Origin of the sequence: Paenibacillus sabinae T27 (assembly GCF_000612505.1) — a bacterium.
Classification (GTDB): Bacteria; Bacillota; Bacilli; order Paenibacillales; family Paenibacillaceae; genus Paenibacillus_AQ; species Paenibacillus_AQ sabinae.
Window position 1 is genome coordinate 3,502,582 of record NZ_CP004078.1, and the last position, 25,141, is coordinate 3,527,722.

The window sequence follows — 25,141 nt, forward strand, 5'->3', positions numbered from 1 at the left end:
GGTAACTAAACGGGTCAGAACCCGACAGCTTACACCGGGGTAGACGGTGTAAAGGTAACAGCTTCGGAAGGAACGGGAGGAGGAGCCTGCGTATTTTGCTGCTGCTGTCCGGAGGAAGATCCGCCCTGGTTCTGGAACATCGACTGAATTTTGTCGATCAGCCCGGGAGTGGAGTCGATAATTTTTTCGAAAATATGGGTCTGGTTGTCAAGCGGCACGATATGCACGCCTTCTCTTCCGACGACCAGAAAAGCGATCGGTCGGATGGATACCCCGCCACCGCTGCCGCCTCCAAACGGAAGAATCTTCACGCCGTTCTGTCCGGCAACAGGCTTGTCGTCGTCTTCCACACTGAAGTCGCTGCCGCCTGCGGCAAAACCGAAAGCGACTTTACTGATTGGCAGAATGACACTGCCGTCCTTCGTCTCCACCGGCTCGCCGACGATGGTGTTTACGTCGACCATGCCTTTGATGTTTTCCATCGCGGTCTGCATCAGACCTTGAATGGGGTGGTCACTCATATTGTTATCCTCCTTCGGCATATAGGGAATAGATTTCCGTCACGTCGTTTATATTCCCCCGAAAGGAGCGTTACTATGTAAACCGGCGGAGTCATGCCGCGCTTTTTTCACGCCGCCGGGAGCGGATCTCGCGAATAATATCCTTCCACTGCCTGATTCCTTCGTCGGCTTGCATGGCCCGTACTAGCAGCCTCAATACCGCATACAGCGCGTAGCCTGCCGATATTCTCCCTTTGCAATCAACCTCGGTGGAAAATCCCACGGTATCTTCAAATACCGGAACGACAAACAGGCGTGGCTTACGCATCAGCTTTACCCACTGGGACGCCCAACCGATGATCGTCCATTTCAGTCCCCAGAGCGCCCCGGCCGCCGTGGCCGTTCCCGCAGCATCACCAAGCGAGAAATTGGTGGACCAGTCCAGCTTCGTAATCTGGACATGAGACATCGTCTCGGCAGTCCAGCGTCTTAGTCCGTACGTGGCTTTCAGCGCTTTTTTTCCGTATTCGATCCATTCCGAGACATCCTCCTTGTCAATATTCGTCTCTTCGTCCTTCGCCGATTTGACCGGAGCGACACCGGTCTCTTCCAGCTTGACATGCAGACCGCGTTTGAAACCTTCGAATACGAGCGCCGGAAGCTTGTAATGAAGCTTGACAAGTCCGAAAAGAGCGGTGATATCAAGCACGATTTGGTCATCATGACCTCTTCGGTTCAGACTGAGATGAAAAAAAATACGGGAAGAGAGCAGCAGGACCGCGACCGCAAGCAGCAGCAGGACACCAATCAACAGCCATAACTTCACGTGGTACCCTCCAAGCATTCTTTGATAAGAACTCCTTGGATTAGTATGGCAATTTCAGACTGGAAAAATTCGCTTAACGCCAAATTCGTCTCCAGGCATCCATCTCGTACCTCCCCGTAAATAAGCTTTTTCTCTTCAATGCAAAAAAAATCATAGACCCAATTCGTCTATGATTCTTCATTATCTGCAAAATATATTATGATGGCTCCATTTCATCGATCGTCAACTGACGCGTATCAAGCTTGTCGAACAGCAGCTGCGTTTCTTCCTCCAGATTATCTCCATTGTCCTGCGCAGAAGGCTCCGGCAGCTCTTGCAGACTGGCCAGCCCGAACGTCTCCAGAAAAGACTTGGTCGTCCCGTACAAAATCGGGCGCCCCACCGCCTCCGCCCGGCCAACCTCCTGAATGAGATCCTTGTTGGTAAGCGTATGGATGGCCCTTTCCGCCTTCACTCCGCGAATCTCCTCAATCTCCACCCGCGTAATCGGCTGCCTGTAAGCGATGATGGACAGCGTCTCCAGCGCCGCCTGCGACAAGGACGCTCGGGATGGTGAATAAGCCAGACGCTCGAAATAAGGCGCATGGTCCGGTAGCGTCGCCAGCCGGTAATTGCCGGCAATCTGTACGACCTGAAGGCCGCGCTCATGAGAAGCCAGCTCCTGACGCAGCTCCTCCACAGCTCCGTTAACGAAATCCGTCCGCTGCTCCGTAATTTCGGCGATTTGTTTGGCGGACAAGCCGTCCTCTCCGGCCAGAAACAGCAGCCCCTCAATAATCGATTTCAGCCGTTTGTAATCCATCGAAGTCTTCCGCCCCTCTCCATTCCATCACAATGTCATCAAACAATTTCTCCTGATAGCACAAGATCGCCTTCATCTTCATCAGCTCCAGAATGGCAAGAAAGGTCGCCACGATCTCATGCCTTGCCATGCTGTCATCCAGCAGCGACGAGAAGCGCAGCCGGCCGCCCTTCCCGGTTCGCCGAAGCGCCGCGGAAACATCGCGGATGCGGTCCTTGACCGAGATCTCGTCTCTGGTGATCTTCGCGTACGAGGAACGTCTGGCCGCCTTGCCAAGCGCCTTGCGGAATGCGGCGATCAGATCGGAAGCGTGAAGCCCTTTCAGGGTATTGTCGACCTGCGATGGCACAAAGGGAGCCAAATCGTCCGGTTCCTTCGTAAAAATCAGGCTGCGCTCACTCTCCATATCCATCAATTGGGAAGCGATGCTCTTGATTTTGCGGTATTCGATCAGACGCTGCACCAGCTCCGCCCGGGGATCGTAATCGTCATCCTCGTAGTATTCGAAATCGTCGATTTCGATCACGGGCGGCTTGGGCAGCAGCATCTTGCTCTTGATGGATAGCAGCGTCGCGGCCATCACCAGGAACTCGCTTGTAATTTCCAGTTCGAGCTCCTGCATGTTCCGCAAGTATTCCATGTACTGCTCGGTGATCTCGCTGACCGGAATGTCCTGGATGTCGATTTCCGCCTTGTCGATCAAATGCAGCAATAAATCCAGCGGGCCCTCAAACGTCTCCAGCTTGTACAATACAGTCACGAGGCACCTCCCGCCAACTAGAAATTAAAGATATACAGACCTCTTGGGCCTTTTTATAATATCAGAAAGAATAAACATCAAAGACCAGACTTCCTGATATTGCAAGAAAAACAACCGCTAAAGAGGGATTCGGCAACATCTTCGAGAGGCTCCGATATGAGTTTTTCTTACATTTCAAAAAAGTAAAGTGCAGCGCCCGAGATCAGACGCCACACAAGTGTGAATACTTAAAAATGAAATTCGGTTTAAGTGCCGTACAGCAGACTCTTTCACTATTATTATATCACAGATTCCGGATGTTGGACACGGCAAAGACGCCTTTGCCCGTCCGCTCCGGTTCCCGCTTAGACCAATTTGGAAAGATTGGCCATCTCGATGGCGGATACTGCCGCGTCCCAACCCTTGTTGCCCGCTTTGGTGCCGCCGCGCTCAATCGCCTGCTCGATGTTCTCCGTTGTCAGCACGCCGAAGATCGTCGGAACGCCGGTCTTGAGATTAATTGCGGCTACACCCTTGGCTACTTCGTTGCAGACGTAATCGTAATGGGTAGTGGAGCCGCGGATAACGGTGCCCAACGTAACGACGGCGTCATATTTGCCGCTTTCGGCCATTTTTTGCGCAATCAGAGGAATTTCGAACACTCCCGGCACCCAGGCGACGGAAACTTCTTCATCCTTGACGCCGTGGCGCTTGAAAGCGTCCAGTGCGCCGGAAAGCAGCTTGCTCGTAATAAATTCGTTAAAACGTCCTACTACAATCCCGTATTTCAAACCTTCCGATACTAAATGTCCTTCAAAAATCTGCGGCATACTCATCAACAACCCTTTCTCATATTAGTCGGTTTTTGTAATTGATCGTCTTGCAAATAAATTTGCTCTCGCTTTCGGGCTTACGCCTTCGAGCTTTCGTTCTGCTCAATGTTATCAAACTTCAGCAGATGCCCGAGCTTGGACTGCTTGGTGTGCAAGTAATTCGTATTGTCTTCGTTCTCCGGCATCTGGATCGGCACGCGCTCAACAACCTCAAGCCCATAGCCTTCCAGCCCTTTGATCTTGCGGGGATTATTCGTCATCAGCTTGATCCGGCGAACGCCCAGATCCTTCAGGATTTGCGCCCCGATTCCGTAATCGCGCAAATCGGCCGGAAACCCGAGCTCCAGATTCGCATCGACTGTGTCGAGACCCTGTTCCTGCAGCTTGTAGGCGCGAAGCTTGTTGATCAGGCCGATGCCCCGGCCCTCCTGCCGCATGTAGAGCAGAACGCCTTTGCCCGCGGCTTCGATCTGGCGCAGCGCGGCTTCGAACTGCGGGCCACAGTCACAGCGGTGGGAATGGAAGACATCGCCGGTAAGGCACTCCGAATGCACACGGACCAGCACCGGCTCGTCACCGGAAATATCCCCTTTGACGAGAGCGACATGCTCTTTATCATCCACCTCGTTCGTATAGGCGATCGTCTGGAACTCGCCGAAATCAGTGGGCAGGCGGACCGAAACTTCGCGGTTGACCAGCTTCTCCTTCTCATTCCGGTAATGGATGAGGTCGGCGATGCTGATCAGCTTCAGATCATGCTTCTTCGCAATTTCATGCAGATCGGGCAGACGGGCCATCGTGCCGTCTTCCTTGACGACCTCGCAGATCACTGCGGCGGGATAAGCGCCGCACATGCGGGCCAGATCAACGGCGGCTTCCGTGTGGCCGCTTCTGCGCAGCACGCCGCCTTTCTTGGCGATCAGCGGGAACATATGGCCCGGTCTGCGGAAATCCGCAGGACCTGCATTAGGGTCCATAATTGCCTTGGCGGTCAACGACCGCTCGTAGGCGGAGATGCCGGTCGTCGTATCCTTGTGATCGATGGACACGGTGAACGCCGTGCCGTGGAAATCGGTGTTTTGACTGACCATCGGCTTCAGATCAAGCTCCGCCGCCCGCTCCGCCGTAATCGGCAGGCAGACCAGTCCGCGCCCTTCGGTAATCATGAAATTGATGACTTCCGGGGTCGCCCGTTCCGCTAGAGCGATAAAATCGCCTTCGTTCTCGCGGTCCTCATCGTCGACGACGATAACGACCTTGCCGCGCATTAAATCGTAAATGGCTTCCTCAATCGGGTCCAAACGAATGTCTTCATTGTTATAATGACTCATTTTTCTGACCTCCTGGTTCCTAGAAAATGGACTATCTTATAAAAAACCGTTCGCTGCCAAAAATTCGGTGCTGATGCGGGAGCCCTCGGCCTCTTCCCTGTCTTCTTCGTTTTGCGGAGATGAGCCGTACCGGAGGAGATGATCCACGTACTTGCCCAGCACGTCGCATTCCAGATTCACGCTGTCCCCCGCCCGCTTATCGGCAAGCACGGTTTGGGCGAGCGTATGGGGGATAATCGACACCGTGAATGATGAGGGCGACGCGACCGCCACCGTCAGGCTGATACCGTCGATCGTGATCGAGCCTTTCGGAATAATGAACTTGAACAGCGACTTTCGGGCCGGCGCGATTTCGAATACGACCGCGTTCTGATCGCGTTTCACACTCTTGATCGTTCCCGTTCCGTCCGCATGCCCCTGCACGATATGTCCCCCGAACCTTCCACCGGCCGCCATGGCACGCTCCAGATTGATCCGGCTGCCTGTCTTCAGTTCCTTAAGCGTCGTGTTGCGGTATGTCTGAGGCATGACATCGGCGGTAAAGCCGTGGTCGCTCAGGGAGGTTGCCGTAAGACAGACGCCGTTGACCGAGACGCTGTCGCCGATCTTAAGATCGTCCATAATGCCTGAAGCATTGATATGCAGCACCATGCCTTCTCCGCTCGAGGAAACGCCCCGCAGCGTGCCGACTTCTTCAATCAGTCCAGTAAACATTCTGCTTCCTCCCTCCTTTTACACCAGCTCGGGTATGCCGCTGATGCACACATTATCTCCGAGAACTTCCACTTCCACACCCCGCAGCGTAACGGCGTTCCTCATTAGGTCCACTCCGTCAAAAGCAAACGCAGCCGGCGCCCCGGCGCCTCCCACAATCTTCGGAGCAAAGAAAAGCACCACGCGGTCCACCAGCCCCTGCTCCAGCATCGCCCCGTTCAGGGTTCCTCCGCCTTCCAGCAGGATCGAGCCGATCTCCAGCTCGCCGAGCCTATCCATAGCGGCTGCCAAATCGACGCGCGGCCCGGCGCCGCAGCGCAGCACCTGTACTCCAGCTGCCGTCAGCTCTTCTTCCTTCGCGGCGTCGGCGGTTTCCGCCGCAATGATGATCGTCGGCGCCTGCCCATCGGTGACAACCGCCGAATCCAGCGGCGTGCGGAGGCCGGAGTCGATGATAATCCGCACGGGGTTAATGCCCGGCACCTCGGTCCGGGTCGTCAGCGAGGGATTATCGGCTATAACCGTGCCTACGCCGACCATGATCCCCTGGTGCCGGTGCCTCAGCGTATGTACGATTTTCCGCGCCGACTCGTTGGAAATCCACTTGCTGTCTCCGGTGCGTGTGGCGATTTTGCCATCCAGAGTGCTGGCCGTTTTCAAGGTGACAAAGGGGCGCTTCGTCAAAATATATTTGATAAATTTCTCATTGAGCCGCAAGGCGCGTTCGCGCAGCAGCCCGACCTCGACCTCGATTCCCGCTTCCCGGAGCATCGCAACACCGCGTCCGGCAACCTGCGGATTCGGGTCCTCGCAAGCGATAACGACCCTTGCGACGCCTTCGGCAATCAGCCTCTCGCTGCATGGAGGCGTCTTGCCGTAATGGCTGCACGGCTCCAGCGTTACGTAGGCGGTGCTTCCCGCGGCCTGCCCTGCCGCCATATTCAACGCGTGCACCTCGGCATGGCCCGTTCCCCGCTTCAGATGGGTACCCAGTCCGATTACCGCGCCGTCTTTGACCACGACGCAGCCTACAACCGGATTGATTCCCGTCTGTCCCTGGGCCCGCTCGGCCATATCGAGCGCAAGCGACATGTAGAACTCGTCATTCATTACTTCCATGCCTAATCCTCCGATCCCCTGCGTACGCAGCGCGCAAGCTCATATCCCCATAAGTCTAAAAAACCCATCTACAGCTCCTTCGAGGAGCGGTAAATGGGCAGTTTGAGAGTGTAAATGCAGCTCTTATCATATGCGTGCAAGTCCCCGTACACAGGTACTTGTGAATTATCGCACATAATATGCGGAGCACTTTCATTAGGCTTGCCGCTTGAAACCTGCGGCAAACGGCTAACTCTCCTTCTTCCATCCAGACTGTAACTGTCGGTCCCGGAATCTCACCGGGTCCACCGTCCGCGCGACAAGCGCGATCCGGGTAGCGGACTTGTCTTGCGCATACCGCCTTACGCGTCATGCGAATCATCACCGCCGGTAGGGAATTTCACCCTGCCCTGAAGGATTGTCTTATTTATTTGATAACGTAATAAATACCAAAGATTATGTCGGTATCTTATCATTTTATCGCGCAAAAATCAATCATTATTAAGTAATGGTTTTAAATTTACTTTATTATTGTAAGTTCTGTACCGCATCCCTTGCTTACTTTTTCAGCACCGGGATCCAAATTTCACTTCTAAACGTTGGCGAGGTTACATCTATACTCTCATTCCACAGAATTTCCGGACCTTCCATTTGCTCATAGTTCGCAGAAGGGAACCATTCCGAATAGATACGCCCCCATATATTCTGCAGTGTGCTGGGGAAAGGGCCGATGGCTTCGAATACCGCCCAAGTTGAGGTGGGAACTTCAATCTGCGCCAAGCCGGCTGGACACTCTTCCGTCGTTGCCGCACCAATGTAGTGATCGAGCTCCCCCTTTTCTTCCATTCTGCCCTCGGAAAAGTTCGCGGATGCGCTGATCAGCCCCTTGGGCTCTACATTAGAAAGTCCCTTAAGCCGGCGGATTGTTTCGCTGTCCAAGCTTTCCCACATCGCGGCAATCTCCGGGTTAACCCCTTCGAATTGTATCGGGACTCTTTTCTTCATCCCCACAATGCGAAATGCTTCTTTCTCTTCGATCCGATAGTTCATTTCACTTCCTCCTTTAATGGTTAACTGAAAGGTCATCGGCGGATAAGCTTTAAGTAAATAGCCGTTATTTCTCGCTTCTGACGGTTTGACGCCATGCAGTTTCTGAAAAGCTCTCGCGAAAGCGTCCGGCGAGTCATATCCGTATTTGACAGCAATATCAATGATCTTTTTGCTGCAGCCTTGAAGCTCAAATGCCGCCAGAGTAAGACGTCTGCGCCGAATATATTCCGATAGCGTGATTCCTGCGAGGAAAGAAAACATTCTTCTAAAATGAAAATCGGAACAGTGGGCCTTTTTGGCGGCTTCTTTGATGTCGATGTCGCCTGCGATATTTTCCTCGATATATTTCAACGCACTATTCATACTTTTGAGCAAATCCATGAATTCGACCTCCTTTTCATCATAAAAATAACAGAAAATGAAGACGTTCATCCGACATTTCGTGCCTGATTATGCAGGCATGACAGCCCCATTGCGGATTCTCAGCATAGGTATGACGCCCATGCTAGTCGTACCTAAAGAAGGCAGACGGCGGAGTTCGCCGTCTGCCTTGATATTTTGTCGCCATATACGCCTGAATCAGGCTCCCGACACGGACAACGAGCTGACTTTGAGCGTCGGAGAAGTGCAGCTGCCGATAAACCGCGGATCGTCGCCGACCGTTTCAATTCCGTTAAGCAGCTCGAAAAAATTGCCCGATACCGTAATCTGATTGACCGGCCTCACGATTTCTCCGTGTTCAATCAAATAGCCGATTGCCGCCAGGGAGAAGCTGCCCGAAGTTGCATTCGTCCCGGCATGCAGCCCCTGGAGCTCCACAATCAAGATTCCCCGGTCCGTGCCGCGGATGATTTCGTCAAGGCTGTCCGTGCCGGGAGCGATATAAAGATTATGATGCGAAACCTCGACCATACCTTTGTATCCGCCTTTGGCGGCGTTTGCCGTGTTCGCAGCTCCGGCCTTTCGGGCCGTTTTGCGGTTATGCAGAAATGTCAGCAGTCTTCCGTCCTTGACCAGCTCATGGCGCGCGGTGGCGCTGCCTTCCGCATCGAATGCTTTGCTTGTCGGCGCATTCTCCATCAGCGGATCATCGATGATCGATATATTGCCGCCCGCCACCTGTTCGCCCAGCTTGCCCTTCAGCCGAGAAAACCCTTTATCGACCGACTCTGCCGAGAACACCGACGCGAAGCTGGACAGCAATGAGGTTGCGGCGTCATTCCGGAGAATGACCGGATAATTGTCCGATGGCACCGTGTTTGCGCCAAGCTTGGATACGGCCTCCCGGACTCCTGTCAGCGCTACAGCCTCCACATCAATATCGTCAAAGCTCCGCAGCGAGAAGTCGAACCAGCCCCCCGTTACCGTCTCCTTCGCATCCTTCGATTCTTTGGCAAGCACATAAATGCTCGCGGAGGCAGAGCTGTGCTGGCGGTGGCAGTTCAAGCCTTTCGTGTTGACGATCAGCACTTCGCTCTCGCTTACGGAAGTCGCCGAGCGTCTGACCATATCAATGCGGGGGTCGGCGTCCAGGGCTATACGTTCCATAGATAAGGCCGCTTCGATCAGCTGGTCGGGTACTGTCCCGATCAAGGGAGGCGAATACGTATTCACGGAATGGTAGCGCTCCGAACCGGCAAACAGTTCCTCTGGCTCCTCATTCTCCAGCACCTCGGCATTACTCCTTGCTTCTTCCAGCAAATAGTCAATGGATTCCTGATCCAGCCTTTCGGTGGATGAATAACCCATCTTGCCGCCGATGAGACCGCGGAACGACAGGCCTCCTGTCTGGGCATTTTTATACTCGTCGATTTCGCCTTTCAGCACCGACACCGAGACGGATCGGCCATTCGCATAATAAATTTCCATTTCGGCGAATCCCGCTTCCCGGCCTTTGGCAAAAAGAGCTTCCTGAAACTCTCCGATGTTCAAGCGCTACTCCCCCTTTCTTCCGCCGACGGTCATCTCCGACACCCGGATCGTAGGCTGCCCGCAGTTCACTGGAATACTTCCGCTGACAGACCCGCACATGCCCTGTCCGTGCTCGAGATTGTTGCCGACCATGTCGATTTTGCTTAAGCAGTCGATCCCCTTGCCGATCAGGGTCGCGCCCTTGACCGGCTCCGCGATTTTACCGTTCCGTATGATGTACGCTTCCTGAACGGCAAAATTGAAATCGCTGGTCGCCGTGTTGACCGAGCCGCCGCCCATGGACTTCGCATAAATGCCGTATTCGGTATTCGCGATAATCTCTTCGCGAGTCGAGGTTCCGTTGCAGATGAATGTGTTGTTCATGCGCGACGCCGGGGCGAATTTATACGATTGCCGGCGGCCGGAACCAGTAGCGGGCATACCCATTCTCCGGGAGCCCATTCGGTCGATCAGGTAGCCCTTCAGTATGCCGTTCTCGATCAGGACATTGCGCTGCGTTCTAGCCCCTTCGTCGTCGATATTGAGGGAGCCCCAGGCGTTCGCAATCGTGCCGTCGTCCACCGCCGTTACAAGCGGAGAAGCGACCCGCTCGCCGAGCTTACCCGCGAACACTGACGAGCCGGGAGCGACGGAGGTCGACTCCAGCCCGTGGCCGCAGGCTTCGTGGAACAGAACGCCGCCAAAACCGTTGTCGATCACGACGGGAAGTCTTCCGCTGGGCGCGAAGCCGGCTTTGACCATCGTGACCGCGATTCGGGAAGCCTTGCGGGCATGCTCTTCAATGTCCAGGCCTTCGAGGAATTCGTGGCCGGCATAGGCGCCCGGCCCGCTGAAGCCGGATTGCTTCTGGTCGCCGTCCTCGGCCACTGCGCTGATTCCGAGCCGTGTGTAGACCCGCTTATCTTCAGCCAGCAAGCCTTCGGTATTGGCAATCAGCACATGCTGCAGCTGATGGGTCGCATGGATTTTCGTCTGGGCAATGCTTGGATCGAATGCAGCCGCCGTGCTGTGGGCGCGTCGCATCAGCTCGATGGCGCGTTTCTTCTGCGAGCTGTCCGGCATGATTGCGACGGAATGGCGGTTATCGATGACCGCCCGGCGGAGATCGATAACCCCGCTGCTGGCTCCACCGCCGCGAATGGCAGCCGCAGCCGATCGGGCTACAGCGACCAGATTGGACTCGCTGCTGTCGTTCGTGAAGGCATAGACGGAAAAGTTCCCTTTCAGAATCCGGATGCCCACTCCGTAATCACGGCCGGAGAGGGAGCTTTCCAGTATGCCGCCCACCATTTCCAGTCTTCCACTGATCTTGTCTTCGGCGAAGATTTCCGCAAAATCGGCGCCCGTCTCTAGCGCTGCCGTCAATACATTAATAATAAGCCGTTCCTGAAGCATAGCCTTCCTCCCCGCTATTCTATAATAATACCTTTCCTTACCAGTATAGCTTATTTCGGCCGCTTCATCTCACTACCCTTCTGTTCATGCGAACCGGGTGGCATCCGGCTGTTCCTCCCACTGTCCTTCCGCTGACCCCCACTATATTCCCACTGTCCCCCCGCTCCCCTCCCGATATCCTCCCACTGTCCTCCCGCTGCTGATAAAGCGGAAAAACTCCCTCTTATTCCGCGGCTAAAGAGCATTTAAGCCGATTAAGACGGAGAAGCTACGTCTTATTTCTGGCATAAGACCAAATCCAGACGAATCCTTCAAATTAAGCTGGAGTTTTTCCCGTTCGAATGCGAGAAAGCCCAGTTTGAGTCGAATAAGCTCCGCTTTTTCCGCTCTATTTCCCGCTACCCATGACTTCCATTGCTTCTACCACCAGACGGGGCAAGATTGGCCCAAGCAAACGTGCAAAGAAACTGATGCTTGCGGGTACACTCTCTCCAGAGGCAGAAAAAGCGCCCGGGAATAAGCATCCCGGGCGCTTTCCGGCTGAGCCGGCGGTTCATTGTCCGTTCATTTCAAGTTGAATCTCTATTTATTCCTGTTTCTTGCTGCGATTGAGCCAGCGGTTAATGACAATTCCGATCAGGATAAGGCCCAGACCGCCCATATAGATCGGCAGCGAGCTTCCTTCTCCGGTCTTCGGCAGCTTGCCCGTAGCCGGGCTTACCTCCGGATTGGAAGGATTGCCTTTCGGCACGTCGTCATCGTCAATGTCGACTCCGCCAAGCGGAACCTCGTCATCGATCGGCACCTCCGTCGGCGTCACACTAGGAAGCGGCGTTGCCTGCGGTTCGCCAGGGTTCGCCGGCCCTGCCGGGATTTGCTCATCCGGGATAATAACACCCGGAACACTTGAACCCGTTGGTGACGGCGACGGAACCGGAACGACCACCGGTGGCGTTTCCGAAGATACCGGCGCGGACGGTGTTGCCGACGGTGCCGCAGACACCTCCGCCGACGGCGTCACGGACGCCACTGGCGACGGGGTCGCGGATGGTGTCGGCGATGCGGACACCACTGGTGACGGCGTCACAGATGGTACCGGCGATGCGGACACCACTGGTGACGGCGTCGCAGACGGTGTCGGCGATGCGGACACCACTGGCGACGGTGTCGCAGACGGCGTCGGCGTTGCGGATGGCGGCGGCGTCTCGGACGGCACCGGCGAAGGGGCCACATGGTTGGTTATCGGCAGAACGATGTTCGCGCCTGCCCCGACGGTTACCGGACGCTCGGCGCCATCGAGGACATAGCCTGAAGGAGCTTTTGTCTCAACCAGGATATAGCTTCCAGCCAAAATGCCGTTAAACACGGCAATTCCGTCAGCGCCTGTTGTCTGCGTTCCAATTAATAAGCGTTCACTGCCGTTTAACCGGTACAGATCAAAAGTGGCTCCGGCCAGCAGCTTCAGATAATCACTGTCATCCAGCTTTTTGACCGTCAACATGCTGCGTGTTCCATTACCCGTTCCCGAACCGCTTGATACCCCAACAATAATTTCCGTTGAAGTCTCTTTGGTTACTTCCACTACATTATTACCGCTGAGCGTTACGGCGTTCGTCACCGTTTCCCCGCTGCGCGCGGCGATGAGCGACTGGTATTCCAGAATATAGGCCGAACCGATCGGATTCTTGAAGCTTAGGACAAACGTCTGCTTGCCATCATTCGTCGTAATGACGTCCAGAGTATAGTCGGTTCCCTTGACCAGCTCGGGGCCAGCCTTGGTTACTGTTCCACTTGGAGAAACCGTGGTCGGATACAGATGGAACGAATCGGTCAGCAGCAGCTGGTTTGCGCTTCCGACATCGGTAATCTTCGCGTCGTGTATAAACGATTGGCCGCGGTTGATGTAGACGCTCCAGTTGATTTTGTCGCCGGCTTGCGCCCCGTTCTTGACCACGTATTCTCCGCCGAACGGAATGGTCACTGAACCGGTCAGATCTGCCGATACCGGCTTGTTTTCGTCATAGATGTTCGCTGTATTATTGATTTTGCCGCTGTTGATCAGCTTTCCATCCAGACTGGTCTTGAACTCGACGTAAAACGGATAATTGACTGGCTCCAGCAGCTTGATCCGCAAAATACTGTTGCCGTTCTCCTGAGTGACCGTATACGTATATTTGACGTTTAGATCCCCATTTCTAGAGGTCAGGCCGCTTGGGTACAGATAGAGCTCTTTCAGCTTCACCGAACCGTCAATCAGAGATTGCGGAGCTTGAATCACATCCACGATTTCGGCGCTCTTCAGCGGTTTGCTGTTATAGTTGGCTGCGACATACCAGGAGATGGTCTTGGAAGCGGCATTGTATTCGCCAAATTTAAAGCCGTTGTTCTTGACTTCAATCCGGGGATTGAACACTCCCGTTGCCGAAGCCGAACCTCCGTCCCAGGTCAAGTAAGCCGTATTATAAAATTTATCTTTGCCATCCGTGAGTCCGTAATAGTCAAACTGCAGCTTGTAGCTGATCGTATATTTTCCAGTGATCGGCTTCAGGAAGGTGACCGTGAATCCTTTGCCCTGCACCACCGGTTTATCGTAATCCAGGGTGTATTCCGAAGCGGGGACTACGGCTCCCGAAGCACTGCGGACTACGAGTGACTCCGGAATAAAGGTAAGGCCGCTGTACGGAAACGTATCCTTGACAACTACATTGCTCATCGGGTAGCCGTCATCATTAATCGTAATTTTCCAGTCGGCGGTTTTGTTGCGGTAATTCGCGCCGGCAGCATCGACCGTTTTATAAATGATGACGGGATAAATATCCTGATTGGCTTCCGCTTTATAAGTGCCGGAGGTTACGGTGTTAGTGATTCTTTTTGGCGAGAACAGCCGATCCTTGGACTTGGTCTTGTATTCGATAAAATAAGGCGTGCTTACATCCTGCAAAAATCGGATCTCAAAACCGGTTTTTCCATCCGCCGATGCCGGTGTGAGCGTATAATCCGTCCCTTCGGCCAACTGTGCGCCGACTGTTGCTTTTCCATCGCCATCGACTGTCACATTGTAGACTTTAACCGAGCCTGCGACCAGCTCCTGGGATTCGTTGAACAAATCCTTCAGCACCGCATCGGCCTGCGGAATGCTTCCATAGTTGTAATTATAATTTATGCCCCAGGTGATCGTCTGAATGGACGGCTCGTAATGAATGGCATACTTCTGAAGGCTTGGCGCTCGCTTAACCTCAACCGTTGCCGAGGACTCAGCTTGAGGCAAATTGTCGCCCGAAAAATATGCAGTATTTTTAAATTTCGTTTTGGTTAAGTTAGTAATATCTGTGGAAAAAGCAATGCGATATGCGCCGCTAATCGGCGAATCGGCGAACTTCAGCTTAAGCTTTCCGTCCTGCGTATCCAGCGTATAGTTTGAGGGATCAACGAGAATCCCCTGACTCACCGTGCCGTCCAGCCCGACATCAAGCTGATACACGGCAACCGTCACCGGGTCCAGACTCAATCCATCGGGAATCGGGTCGGTTACTTCCGCGCTGTACACGGACTCCAGCGTTTTGTTCACATCAACCGTCCAGTAAATGCTCTGAGCGTTATACCCCTCTGGCGTTCCTTTTTTCTCAATGGTTGACGCGACATCCGGCTTGAAGCGCAGGACTACAACCTGGGTATCTCCGTTCACCGGGAACGAAATCTGCTGAACCGTGCTTCCTTTGATGACCTCTTTATCGAACTTGGTCCTTACACTTAACGTTCCATGGACATTGTCATGATTTTCGATGAAGCTGTTGAAGGTCATGACGGCAAGGTGGGTATCTTTGTTTACCGTGAAGCTTCCCACATCGCCTTCATCCGAAACCAGCGGTCCGCTGATATCATTGTAGAGCTTGAACTGGTCGGGGATCTGGAAAGAAAATGTATCTCCCGCATGATAGCCATGCCCATCCTGTAATTCCCACGTATAATTCAAAGTTACCTCGGAGCCTTGTTCGTAGACGTCGCCAGTAACTGTCTGGCCATCAGGACCATACACCGCCATCGAAACGCTGGTGATAATGTTCCTGTCATTCTCGATTGCTTCCGCTTTCACTTCTGTCGTAAATCCCAGGCCGTAGCTGTACTCGGCAACCAGCAGCAGGATCACGAGCCACAAGGCCAGTTTCTTCCTAATCGTTCTCCGCGTCGTCATCCTTTTTACTCCTCTCCCATAGTTCATTTGACGGTACAATACCTTGATCTTTCATTTATTAAAAGCGGACTGATGCCGAATATATGCTGTTGTCTCTCCCCGCATTCTCCCTCCTTGCCGGTCAGCCTTTTTCTGCGTTTCACTTTCTTCTGCGCTCGCTTATGTATGTCTTCCGGTCGTTCCCGTCCGCATCCCAAGCTTCGGCGCCCGCTCATCTATCCGTTCCAACTCCTCCTGCCGAACCAAAATTACGCTTCAAGTCTGATATGTACGCAGATAACCCTAATTTGTATTACCCATTTTTTCATGAACGAAATTTAAATTCAATCATTTTTAAGAGGTATTATTTGGGGCCGATCAGACTGGCGGATAAACCACCTTTTTGTTCGTTTTACGTTACATAAATAGTCTACTATAAAGAACGAAAAGTGTACAAGAAGTCTCATTAAAACATTAAAGAGCAGCTGATATGACGAAAGTAAGCCAATGTTATGGGATTTACAGCAAAAACGCGCCATAGGAATCTGTATGTGGACAAGAAAGGGGCTAGATCGGGGAATTGCTATAAAATTATTTTATATACTCCATAAAACAGGTGTGGTTGAAAAATTTTGCATAAAAAAAGCCCGGACGAGGTTCCGAATTACTCGGACCTTCATGCCGGGCTTAGGTGGTGTATGACACTTACGCTTCGTATACTTCCACGGAAGTCATTTTGTCGCGGCCTTGGAAGGCGTCGACGTATTCCATGCCTTTTACCACTTTGCCGAATACCGTATGCTGGCCGTCCAGATGCGGCTGCGGAGCGTAGCAGATGTAGAACTGGCTGCCGCCCGTGTTGCGTCCGGCATGCGCCATAGCGAGCGTTCCACGCTCATGCTTGTTCGGGTTGATTTCGCAGTTGATTGTGTATCCAGGGCCACCGGTGCCTGTACCGTTCGGACAGCCGCCTTGAGCGACAAAGCCCGGAATAACGCGGTGGAAGACAAGGCCATTGTAGAAGCCATCATTGGCCAGTTTCTCAAAGTTGGCTACGGTGTTGGGCGCGTCATTGTCGAACAGGTCCAGGACCACTTCGCCGCCGTTCTCGAGTTTAATTTTCGCTTGCTTTGCCATATATAAAATACCCCTTCCTCATTGGACAAAATGTGCAATACCTTAACAGTTTACTATGAAAGCCTCCCCAAAGCAAAGAGCCATCCATGCATGGGATGCGCATGAATGGCTCTCTCGGTATTGCTATTTGGTAACCGGCTGTTTGGCAATACGCGCCGGCACGATGTCATTGGCAATAATATCGCCGTGGCTTTCGCGCTTGACCACCAGATCGCTTTGGCCGTTCTGCACAAAGACAACGGCTGGACGGCGGATACGGTTGTAGTTGCTTGCCATGGAGTAGTTGTAAGCTCCAGTGCAGGCTACGGCGAGCAGATCCCCGCTCTCCGCCTTCGGAAGCTCCACGTCCCAGATCAGCATATCTCCGCTCTCGCAGCATTTACCTGCGATCGATACGGTCTCTTCCGGCTGTTCGCCCGCCCGGTTGGCGAGCACGGCTTCGTACTTGGACTCGTACAGCGCCGGACGCGGATTGTCGGTCATTCCGCCGTCGACGGCGACATATTTGCGGACGCCCGGGATTTCCTTGCTTGTACCGATCGTATAGAGCGTCGTACCGGCATCGCCTACAATACTGCGGCCCGGCTCGACCCAGATTTCCGGCAGCTTGCTGCCGATTCCGGCAAAATGCGTCTTCACCGCATCGGTAATCGCTGCGACGTATTCCGACACCTGCAGCGGCGTGTCGCCTTCCACGTAACGAATGCCGAAGCCTCCGCCGAGATTCACGACGCTGAACTCAATGCCCAGCTCTTCTTTCACCTTGCGGGCGAATCCGGCGACGCGTTCGACGGCAAGCTGGAAGCCTTCCGTTTCGAAAATTTGCGAGCCGATATGCGAATGTACGCCGAGAAGCTTCAAATTGGCTTTGCTCGAGGCCAGGCGCACCGCTTCCTGTGCGGAACCGTTGCCGATGTCGAAGCCGAACTTCGAGTCGGTCTGGCCGGTTGCGGCGTAAGCATGATGGGCATGCGCTTCAACGCCAGGCGTCACGCGCAGCAGAACGTTGACCGTCTGGTTCTTCTCTGCGGCAATAGCCTGGAGCAGTTCAAGCTCCACCAAATTATCGACTACAAAGCAGCCGATTCGCGCATCAAGGGCCATTTCAATCTCATCCGGCGTTTTGTTGTTGCCGTGAAAATGAATGCGCTCAGCCGGGAATCCCGCCTGCAGCGCGGTGTACAGCTCGCCGTCGGACACGACGTCCAGCGACAGCCCTTCCTCATCGGCCAGGCGGCACATCGCCATTACCGAAAAAGCCTTGCTCGCGTAAGCAACCTGAAATCCAAGACCTGATGCCGCAAAAGCATCCATATATTCACGGCAGCGGCGGCGAACAAGCTGCTCGTCCACTATATACAGCGGCGTTCCATACTCCGCCTTGAGTTCCGTTACGTCACAACCGCCTATTTCCAAATGTCCGGCATCGTTAATCCGGCTCGTCCCGTGTAAGAACATATTCGCAATCCTCCGATTTCTGTGGAATATCCATCCCATTCTTTTATGATATTCAGTATAGCAGAGGAAGGGAACGTCAAAGAATGGACAAATACGCAGTTGATTTGTATTATCCTACGGCTTGCCCTTCTTGCCTTCATTTTCAGACATGCGGGTATTGTCCCGCGTTTTGTTGAACGACGGCCTCGTGCTGGAAGAAACCACCGATTGGCGATACAGGATCGCTCCCATCGCTTTTGCATTAAAAGGTATAAACGGCCACAGATAAGACGAATTGTAGGAACGGTTGATCGTCAGCAGCAAGACGAAAAGAGTCGAGCCAATCACGAATCCGGCAACGTGAAAGAGCCCCGTAGCCACGAGCAGCAGAAGCCGGACGAGCCGGTTGGCCAGTCCGAGTTCGTAGCTTGGCGTAGCGAACATACCGATGGTGGCCACGGCCATGTAGAGAACGACCTCATTGACGAACAGTCCCGTCTTGACGGCGATGTCCCCGATCAAAATCGCGGCAATGAGACCCATGGCCGAGCCGAGCGGCGAAGGCGTATGCACCGCGGCCATCCGGAGCAGATCCACACCGAACTCGATGATCAGAAACTGGACGAGCAGCGGGATCTTGGCCATTTCATGCGGACCGATAAATCCCAGCGGGGCCGGCTTAAGCTCGGGATGTAGGACAAACAGCATCCACAGCGGCAGCAGAAAAATGGAAGCGAAAATGCCCGCGAACCGCACCCACCGCAAATAGGAACCCATGAGCGGAGTCTGGCGGTTTTCTTCAGCATGCTGGCACAGATCAAAAAATGTGGTCGGTATGACCATCACGCTCGGCGAAGTATCGACGAACACGACGACTCGGCCCTCAAGCAGATGGGAGGCGACGATGTCAGGCCGTTCGGAATAACGGACCATCGGATACGGATTCCATTTTTCTCCTATGATCGCTTCTTCAAGCTGCTTGTCGGCCAGCGGAATGCCGTCGATGTTGACGGTTTTGATTTTTTCGGTAACCGCCTTGACCTGCGTTTTGTCTGCAATATCGTCAATATAGGCGATAGCCACATCTGTCTTCGTTCTCCGGCCTACCTGGTGAAGCTCGAATTTCAGGCCCGGATCGCGCAATCTGCGGCGAACAAGGGCAATATTGCTCAGCAGCGTCTCGGTAAACCCGTCCCGCGCACCGCGCACCACCCGCTCGATGGAGGGCTCTTCCGGTCCCCGGACCGGATAGGCGCGCGTATCCATGATAATGACCTGGGCTTCTCCCTCGACAAAGAGAGCGCTCATCCCCGCCATCGTCTTGATCATCGCATCGCTGAGCTTCTCCGACTTCTCGACCTGGATATGGGGAATGTATTTCTGCATGAACGCGGCAAAAGCGTCAGAGGACAGATCATCCGGTGTAAGGTAGGTAAGCCGCTTCAGGATTTCATCCAGAATAACATCTTTGGCAAAACCGCTGATAAACAGCAGGGCAGCTTTCGTTCCGCCGAACGTCATCTCGCGGAATACGATGTCAAAAGACGCCCCGAGGCCCATTATTTCAGTCAGCACTTCTTTGGTCTGCTCAAGCGAATCCGGAACCCTGTCTTCGCCATGCCAGTATTCGATTGACTCTTCTACTGAATTGGACAGCTCCTTGTCCCGTTTATTCTGCTTGGGGTCATTGGACTGCCTGTTTTCATTCTCCTTTCCCTGGACGGGTTCCGTTCCAGGGTCCTCCTCGGCCGACTTTTTCGGAGATTCCGAATCGTCACTGCCGAAGAGGAAGTTCAGAAAGCCGGACGGCTTATCTTCGGAGCCATCATCCGGCGCTCCAAGCTCGCGGGCCGCTTCCATCTCGCCTGGGCCGGTGGCTTGACCGCTGACAGGATCAGCTGCATCCGTGCCAGCCTCGCCGTTCTGCTGCGCGGCGGCATCAACTGGTCCGCCAGCATCTGCGGCGTTTTGTTCCGACGTGGCATTGGCCGTATTCGCGCCATTCTCGCCGTTTTGCCCGACAGCGGCATCTACCGCGCCACTGGCATCGACGGCGCTCTGCATTGCACCATTAACTACCGCGCCGCTTATATCCCCGGCGCTCAGTTGCGCGTCGGGATCAGCCGTATCCGCCGCTGCTGCGCCCTGCTCCGCTCCGGGGGCGGCCGTACCTAGAGCGTCCACGGCGCTTAGCTCCGCGCCGGGATCAGTCGCACCCACGCTACCCCCGGCGCTCTCCTCCGTAACGGCATCGGCTGCTCCAGCGCCGTTCACGGCGCTTAGCTCCAAAGCAACGTCAGCCGGGCCGCCGGCGTCAAGACCGCTCTGCTCCACACCAGCATCGGCTGCTCCGGCTGCGTCCTCGGCGCTCAGATCCGCACTGGTAGCGGATGCTCCGGCTGCATCCCCGGCGTTCGGATTCGCACCGGCATCATTTGCTCCCGCGTCAGCTGCCGCCCCCTGCTCCAGACCGGAAACCGGCTGCCCGGCCCCATCGGTTCCAAAGTAATCTCCGCTGTGAACGTATTTGCTCATCTCAAGCCCTCCGTTTACTGTCGATACACAAACCAATCAAACAACGAACCGGCTACCTTGCCGAATACCATCGCCATCAGCAGCCCGAACAGGTATGAAGTCATGTGAAGACGTTTAGCCAAGATCGGCAGTACGTTCAGCACCTCCGTCAAAGCCGCGGCAAGCATGCCGACAAATATCCCGTCGAACAGACCAACCGCCGTTACCACCACAGGTCCCGACGCGATTTTCCAGTTCCAAAAATCACTTACCGTCCCAAACAGCGATCCGCAGACCATCGCGCCTTCATACCAATGGACCTTATCGTAGGAGCCCGTCAACTGCGCCAGGCGCGGAATCATATCAAGAACGACGAACAGGGCGATCACCCCGCCGCCGACGGCGATGCCTCCAGCAATGCCTAAGAGCAAATTCAGGCCCACTTCGACCGGAGCCGTCATTTACGTCGCCTCCCTGCCCTTATCCGCTTCGCCGTGTTTCATTTTCCGGTATTCCTCATGAATGACATACTGGTCGATGTTTTTCTGATACAGGAACATTTCTACTTCCAGCGGGGTGGGCTCCTCGTTCCATTTTTTCTTGAACAGATGATTGAAAAAAATAACCATGCCAAAGCCGATACCGATCGAATAGGCCAGCTGGAACAAATAAGGATGCTCGTCCCGGCGGCCGGTCAGCATTTCCACAATCCGGACCTGGACCTCCTGCATGTTCACATCCGCATGGAAGTTCATAATCGTCAGCGCCGCGCCGAAGAACAGCAGCAGCCAGACGAGGGCGAACATCGCGGGCGACGGCTTGCGCGGTTCCTCGGGCCCGCTGATCTGCACAATTGTCCGGCCTTCTCCAATCGGCTCGATTTCAGCATCAGGCGCGAGCTGTTTTACCAGGGGAATGACCTTCAGCGTGTCAATAAGGATCAGGTTGCCGTCACTGTATTCCGGCTGGACCAGAAGCAGCGATTTCAGCTTCTCCTCAAGCTCCGGAGGAGCGATCAGAAACGCAATGTCGCCAAGAGTCACACCTTTTCCATGAGGAAGCGTTACCCGGTTCTTCAGTTGTATATAGATGGCGGAGCCAGATTGGGTCTTCATCCGCTGTCCTCCTCATCAAGCAATCTTTCGAAAGAGCCGCCCGCCGTGGGCGCCCCCTCTGTTTCCGGCCCCAAACGCCAGCATGCCAGATTAACGGTAGTATGGGTGGAAAGGCTTATTTTTACTCTTTTTCGCAGGCATCCAACATGGGATCGAACTTATTCACTAAAAAATGGGTTATTATCCATAAGATTCGAAACCTTTTCCAGGTCGAACCAGTCTATATCATTATCTTAAAAAAGGAGGAACGACCAGATTATGAGGTTCTCATTCCGTTTTAAAATTCGCTGTTTCGTTCTGGCCGCCGCCGTGCTCCTGGCCTTCCATCTCAACGGTTCGCCTTACATTCATGCCGAATCCGGCATTGACGTGCAGGACTACCTGCTGGATGTCTCCAAAGGAATCGAGCTGTACTCGATCAGCACCGCGGCCGACGGAACATACCGGAATTCGGTGGTATATAGACAGCAGGACGGCGCTTATGCCAAATGGCAGGAACCGTTCCGTTCATTCAGTGTGTGGGAAGACGGCACCGTGCGGATCGGAAGGTCAGATGATCCCGAAGGCGGCTATGTATATGATCCCGAGCGGCAATCCATGGTTCACAAAAATATCTATTCCCTCTCTCCCGACGGAAATTGGGGAATTTTGGAGCGTTCCCGCTACCTTTACGTTTCATCACCCGGGCTGTACAGTGACTATATCGCTAAGCTTAACGAATACTATTTGAAAAACATGAAGACCGGTGCCGTAACGCTGTTCAAATCGACGCGGACAAGTTACCTGACGGCATGGGTTGACCGCCACACTTTGCTGGAATCCGGATACGACAGCAGGGCAAAGCAGAATATGATTACGGCTTACAATCCCGAAACGAACCAAAGAACAACGGTGCTGGCGGGCAGGATGTATGCCTTCAACAATGCCAGCTCCAAGCTGCTTTACGTGCAGAACGAGCCCCGCCGGCAGCTGCGGGTATACGATCTGAAGAAGGCTTCCTCCCATCTCCTGAAGGACGAAGCCGAGCGTTCTGCTTTCTATCCGTCTGTGCTTTCCAAGCCAAAGCTCTCTCTTCCTGACGGCATTAGCCCCGATAATCTGCCCGTTGTCCCTGTTCCTGTTATTGAAGAATACGAATATACGGCGGGAATAAACGGGTTGAGCATCCCGGTATCCACGGTATTCGAGGTTAACGGCACCCGCTGGATACCGGTGCGTCCCCTCGCGAAAGCGCTCGGCTGGAAGGTAGATCTGCTGGACCAGCTGGCGGGTACGTATAAAGCAGCGAACTATCAATATACGATCACCAAAGGAGCGGCAAAAATCGTCCTTACCCCTTCGAACAGCTTTAATACCGGAGGAAGGCTGTTCATGACCAAGGGTCAGCTGGGGGCGCTTGGGCTTGGATCGGTAAAGCTTGTTCCCCATATCGAATAAGTGCCGAATCAGCCGAATTCCACCTCTTGTCCGGGAAATCCGGTTGACGCAAAAGAACGCCCAAGCCAGCGGCAACAACCGGCTTGGGCGTTCTTTTTAGGTAAAAGGTCTGGGGCGGGCCCCTGTTATAAATACAATCCCGATTTTCAAACGTCCTTGTCTCTAACGAAGATGATAAAGTCGGTGTTCACCGGCTCCAGTCCTTCCATCCGCAAATAGGAAGAAATTTGTCCTCTGTGATAGCTTCCATGAAGCGCAACATGCGTCAAAATATCCGAAACGGTAGTGTTGAACGCCGTTCCGGTGCTGTTGCGGTATGCAACCTCCACGTTCAGCCCGGAATCATCCAATCTGTTCAGAAGCTCCCCATACCCTGCGGCGTTCTCCTTCGCCAGAGCTGCACATTCCTCCAGGCTTTGGGGAGACCACGGCGCCATCCCTTTAGTGTCTAACCTATTGATGCGCATCAGCCATATCTTTTCCGCATTCAGTAAATGTCCAAGCAGGGTCAGCGGTTTCTCGGGAATCCGGTCCGCTTGGCGAAGAGTCGCTACAATCTTGTCGTCCGCCCAGCTTGCATGCCGGAAGAGCCGGCTGAAATAGTCCTTCAAGCTGCTGTTCTGTCCACTCATATCCCCGCCTCCTTTAAACTGAATAGCAGTCGGCGTTTATCCGGCTGCGGGTCTTTCACCACTGACGATGCCTCGTCAAAGATCAGCGTTGCCCGATCCGCTAGACTGTACTGCGGCCACTGGAGCCGGGCGGTATCCGGATTTCCGCTGTGGGCGAATGCGGCCCATGCGCCCCGCATCGTATCCGACAGACTCTTCATCGCCGGACTGATCGCAAGCCCCAGCCGCCGTAAATGCGACAGATTGCCGAACACATAGGGAATCTCAGCGGTATGTACCGCTCTGGAGAGCAGAGAATGGGCTTCCACTACCCAATCGAAACGGTACATCCAGACCGGTCCATGCTCCAGCAGACTCTCCGCAAAAGCGACCGCGCCGCGCCAGAAGAACACATCCGTCAAGATTCCGGCTTGTCCTTCGCGGGTCGCGGGATAATGAGCGGCAAGCCCCGACAAATCCGGCAGGCCCAGCGTCTGCTCAAGCGCCCGGAGCGACTGGCCCATTTCGGGTAACGGCGCGCCTTCGCGGAAGAAATAGTCCCCTTCGTGGAGATTGGTTCCAATCATCACGGGAATGCCTTGAGCCACCCCCTTGGCTGCGGCGCGAACCGGTTCCTCCGGCAGCGTCAGCGGATCGATGACGGGCTGAAAAAACAGAGCTGGCGCTCCCCCGGTCATCCGTTGCATGACCGTGCCTGCGGCCTGGGTGATCGTCTCGGCCGGAAGCGTCCTTAGCTTCCCGGCATCCTCCGGGGCGAGTCCGAGCTCGGCAAGCAGCGCTTGGGTGATCCCCCAGCCGTGGCCGGGGCTTAGCGCCTGTGACGGGCCGCTCTGCAAGATCGCTCCGGCGATCAGGCCGCGCGCCTTGGGGCTTGCCAGCAGCGCGGCTATGCTGATGCTCCCCGCCGACTCGCCGAACACCGTAACACGCCCGGGGTCGCCCCCAAAGCCGGCAATGTTGTCCTTTACCCATTCCAGCGCGGCGATCTGATCCAGCAGTCCCGCATTGGACGTGAAGGTGCCGCCCAAGGGGGACAAATGGAGAAAACCGAACGGTCCGAGCCTGTAATTGACGGATACGACGATCACGTTTCCGTCAAGGGCCAGAGCCGTTCCGTCAAACAACGGCTGGCTTCCCGCTCCCGTCAGGAACGTCCCTCCGTGAATCCAAACCATAACGGGCAGCGATTCCGCCTCCGAAGGCGCCCATACATTCAAATACAGACAGTCCTCGTCATAGACGGGAGGCTCTTCCGGGAACCGGGTGCCTTTGCGGTCGGGCGGCTGATGGCTGACCGGACCGAAAGCGGAAGCGTCCCGTACCCCCTGCCAGCTCTCCGGAGGCAGAGGCGCGCCAAAACGGCGTTCGCCGACAGGCGGAGAAGCGAAAGGGACGCCGCGCCAAACGTTGACGCCGTCTTTTTGCATACCTCTAACTATTCCATACATCGTTGCAGCTTCAGGCTGTCTCACAAGCGG

The 25,141-nt window shown here is 54.5% G+C and carries 20 protein-coding genes and 1 riboswitch; of the genes, 1 reads left to right on the forward strand and 19 read right to left on the reverse strand.

Features of this window, described 5'->3' with window-relative positions; all coding sequences use genetic code 11:
• Window positions 1–29: 29 nt before the first annotated feature.
• The 17 genes from ytfJ to PSAB_RS16245 form a co-directional block, all read right to left on the reverse strand.
• Window positions 30–521, reverse strand: coding sequence for a GerW family sporulation protein (gene ytfJ / locus PSAB_RS16165; RefSeq protein ID WP_025335629.1), 492 nt, complete (start codon window positions 519–521; stop codon window positions 30–32).
• 91 nt (window positions 522–612) lie between these two features.
• Window positions 613–1,326, reverse strand: coding sequence for a DUF2953 domain-containing protein (locus PSAB_RS16170; protein ID WP_025335630.1), 714 nt, complete (start codon window positions 1,324–1,326; stop codon window positions 613–615).
• A gap of 196 nt (window positions 1,327–1,522) precedes the next feature.
• Window positions 1,523–2,128 (reverse strand): SMC-Scp complex subunit ScpB, encoded by a 606-nt coding sequence (gene scpB / locus PSAB_RS16175; protein ID WP_025335631.1) that lies wholly within the window; start codon window positions 2,126–2,128, stop codon window positions 1,523–1,525.
• Complete coding sequence (locus PSAB_RS16180; RefSeq protein WP_025335632.1) at window positions 2,097–2,888, reverse strand: segregation and condensation protein A; 792 nt, start codon at window positions 2,886–2,888, stop codon at window positions 2,097–2,099. The genes scpB and PSAB_RS16180 overlap by 32 nt, the downstream gene beginning before the upstream one ends.
• A 344-nt stretch (window positions 2,889–3,232) precedes the next feature.
• Complete coding sequence (gene ribH / locus PSAB_RS16185; protein WP_025335633.1) at window positions 3,233–3,697, reverse strand: 6,7-dimethyl-8-ribityllumazine synthase; 465 nt, start codon at window positions 3,695–3,697, stop codon at window positions 3,233–3,235.
• A gap of 80 nt (window positions 3,698–3,777) precedes the next feature.
• Window positions 3,778–5,031 (reverse strand): bifunctional 3,4-dihydroxy-2-butanone-4-phosphate synthase/GTP cyclohydrolase II, encoded by a 1,254-nt coding sequence (locus PSAB_RS16190; RefSeq protein ID WP_025335634.1) that lies wholly within the window; start codon window positions 5,029–5,031, stop codon window positions 3,778–3,780.
• Between the two features lie 36 nt (window positions 5,032–5,067).
• On the reverse strand, window positions 5,068–5,745 hold the full coding sequence (locus PSAB_RS16195; protein ID WP_025335635.1) for a riboflavin synthase: 678 nt from the start codon (window positions 5,743–5,745) through the stop codon (window positions 5,068–5,070).
• Between the two features lie 18 nt (window positions 5,746–5,763).
• Window positions 5,764–6,864: a bifunctional diaminohydroxyphosphoribosylaminopyrimidine deaminase/5-amino-6-(5-phosphoribosylamino)uracil reductase RibD gene (gene ribD / locus PSAB_RS16200; protein ID WP_025335636.1), complete on the reverse strand. Its 1,101-nt coding sequence runs from the start codon at window positions 6,862–6,864 to the stop codon at window positions 5,764–5,766.
• Between the two features lie 231 nt (window positions 6,865–7,095).
• A riboswitch (FMN riboswitch) is annotated at window positions 7,096–7,265 on the reverse strand.
• A 136-nt stretch (window positions 7,266–7,401) separates the two neighbouring features.
• Entirely contained in the window at window positions 7,402–8,274 is an 873-nt protein-coding gene (locus PSAB_RS16205; RefSeq protein ID WP_025335637.1) for an AraC family transcriptional regulator, read from the reverse strand.
• Window positions 8,275–8,472: 198 nt separating this feature from the next.
• Window positions 8,473–9,825 carry a TldD/PmbA family protein gene (locus PSAB_RS16210; protein ID WP_025335638.1) on the reverse strand — a complete coding sequence of 451 codons (1,353 nt, stop codon included), beginning with the start codon at window positions 9,823–9,825 and terminating at the stop codon, window positions 8,473–8,475.
• 3 nt (window positions 9,826–9,828) lie between these two features.
• Window positions 9,829–11,220 (reverse strand): TldD/PmbA family protein, encoded by a 1,392-nt coding sequence (locus PSAB_RS16215; protein ID WP_025335639.1) that lies wholly within the window; start codon window positions 11,218–11,220, stop codon window positions 9,829–9,831.
• A 586-nt stretch (window positions 11,221–11,806) separates the two neighbouring features.
• Window positions 11,807–15,412 carry a collagen binding domain-containing protein gene (locus PSAB_RS16220; RefSeq protein ID WP_025335640.1) on the reverse strand — a complete coding sequence of 1,202 codons (3,606 nt, stop codon included), beginning with the start codon at window positions 15,410–15,412 and terminating at the stop codon, window positions 11,807–11,809.
• A gap of 684 nt (window positions 15,413–16,096) precedes the next feature.
• Window positions 16,097–16,528: a peptidylprolyl isomerase gene (locus PSAB_RS16225; protein WP_025335641.1), complete on the reverse strand. Its 432-nt coding sequence runs from the start codon at window positions 16,526–16,528 to the stop codon at window positions 16,097–16,099.
• A gap of 123 nt (window positions 16,529–16,651) precedes the next feature.
• Entirely contained in the window at window positions 16,652–17,986 is a 1,335-nt protein-coding gene (lysA, locus tag PSAB_RS16230; protein ID WP_025335642.1) for a diaminopimelate decarboxylase, read from the reverse strand.
• A gap of 114 nt (window positions 17,987–18,100) precedes the next feature.
• Window positions 18,101–19,825 (reverse strand): spore germination protein, encoded by a 1,725-nt coding sequence (locus PSAB_RS16235; protein WP_038597227.1) that lies wholly within the window; start codon window positions 19,823–19,825, stop codon window positions 18,101–18,103.
• Window positions 19,826–20,514: 689 nt separating this feature from the next.
• Window positions 20,515–20,940: a stage V sporulation protein AB gene (locus PSAB_RS16240; RefSeq protein WP_025335644.1), complete on the reverse strand. Its 426-nt coding sequence runs from the start codon at window positions 20,938–20,940 to the stop codon at window positions 20,515–20,517.
• Window positions 20,941–21,594 (reverse strand): stage V sporulation protein AA, encoded by a 654-nt coding sequence (locus PSAB_RS16245; RefSeq protein WP_025335645.1) that lies wholly within the window; start codon window positions 21,592–21,594, stop codon window positions 20,941–20,943.
• Between the two features lie 258 nt (window positions 21,595–21,852).
• On the opposite strand from PSAB_RS16245, the gene PSAB_RS16250 reads away from it, so the two are divergent.
• A complete protein-coding gene (locus PSAB_RS16250; protein ID WP_025335646.1) occupies window positions 21,853–23,031 on the forward strand; it encodes a hypothetical protein in 1,179 nt (392 codons plus the stop codon).
• A 146-nt stretch (window positions 23,032–23,177) separates the two neighbouring features.
• Here PSAB_RS16250 and PSAB_RS16255 read toward each other — a convergent pair whose 3' ends face one another.
• Both PSAB_RS16255 and PSAB_RS16260 read right to left on the reverse strand, forming a co-directional pair.
• Entirely contained in the window at window positions 23,178–23,663 is a 486-nt protein-coding gene (locus PSAB_RS16255) for a DinB family protein (protein WP_025335647.1), read from the reverse strand.
• A complete protein-coding gene (locus PSAB_RS16260; RefSeq protein WP_025335648.1) occupies window positions 23,660–25,135 on the reverse strand; it encodes a carboxylesterase/lipase family protein in 1,476 nt (491 codons plus the stop codon). The genes PSAB_RS16255 and PSAB_RS16260 overlap by 4 nt, the downstream gene beginning before the upstream one ends.
• Window positions 25,136–25,141: the final 6 nt, after the last annotated feature.

Excerpts from the sequence above, each read along its gene's own strand:
- PSAB_RS16205 (WP_025335637.1), bottom strand. The coding sequence starts at position 8,274 with ATGGATTTGCTCAAAAGTATGAATAGTGCGTTGAAATATATCGAGGAA.
- ytfJ (WP_025335629.1), bottom strand. The coding sequence starts at position 521 with ATGAGTGACCACCCCATTCAAGGTCTGATGCAGACCGCGATGGAAAAC.
- PSAB_RS16240 (WP_025335644.1), bottom strand. The coding sequence starts at position 20,940 with ATGACGGCTCCGGTCGAAGTGGGCCTGAATTTGCTCTTAGGCATTGCT.
- PSAB_RS16225 (WP_025335641.1), bottom strand. The coding sequence starts at position 16,528 with ATGGCAAAGCAAGCGAAAATTAAACTCGAGAACGGCGGCGAAGTGGTC.
- PSAB_RS16215 (WP_025335639.1), bottom strand. The coding sequence starts at position 11,220 with ATGCTTCAGGAACGGCTTATTATTAATGTATTGACGGCAGCGCTAGAG.
- lysA (WP_025335642.1), bottom strand. The coding sequence starts at position 17,986 with ATGTTCTTACACGGGACGAGCCGGATTAACGATGCCGGACATTTGGAA.
- PSAB_RS16245 (WP_025335645.1), bottom strand. The coding sequence starts at position 21,594 with ATGAAGACCCAATCTGGCTCCGCCATCTATATACAACTGAAGAACCGG.
- ribH (WP_025335633.1), bottom strand. The coding sequence starts at position 3,697 with ATGCCGCAGATTTTTGAAGGACATTTAGTATCGGAAGGTTTGAAATAC.
- scpB (WP_025335631.1), bottom strand. The coding sequence starts at position 2,128 with ATGGATTACAAACGGCTGAAATCGATTATTGAGGGGCTGCTGTTTCTG.
- ribD (WP_025335636.1), bottom strand. The coding sequence starts at position 6,864 with ATGGAAGTAATGAATGACGAGTTCTACATGTCGCTTGCGCTCGATATG.
- PSAB_RS16235 (WP_038597227.1), bottom strand. The coding sequence starts at position 19,825 with ATGGAAGCGGCCCGCGAGCTTGGAGCGCCGGATGATGGCTCCGAAGAT.
- PSAB_RS16220 (WP_025335640.1), bottom strand. The coding sequence starts at position 15,412 with ATGACGACGCGGAGAACGATTAGGAAGAAACTGGCCTTGTGGCTCGTG.
- PSAB_RS16255 (WP_025335647.1), bottom strand. The coding sequence starts at position 23,663 with ATGAGTGGACAGAACAGCAGCTTGAAGGACTATTTCAGCCGGCTCTTC.
- PSAB_RS16190 (WP_025335634.1), bottom strand. The coding sequence starts at position 5,031 with ATGAGTCATTATAACAATGAAGACATTCGTTTGGACCCGATTGAGGAA.
- PSAB_RS16195 (WP_025335635.1), bottom strand. The coding sequence starts at position 5,745 with ATGTTTACTGGACTGATTGAAGAAGTCGGCACGCTGCGGGGCGTTTCC.
- PSAB_RS16250 (WP_025335646.1), top strand. The coding sequence starts at position 21,853 with ATGAGGTTCTCATTCCGTTTTAAAATTCGCTGTTTCGTTCTGGCCGCC.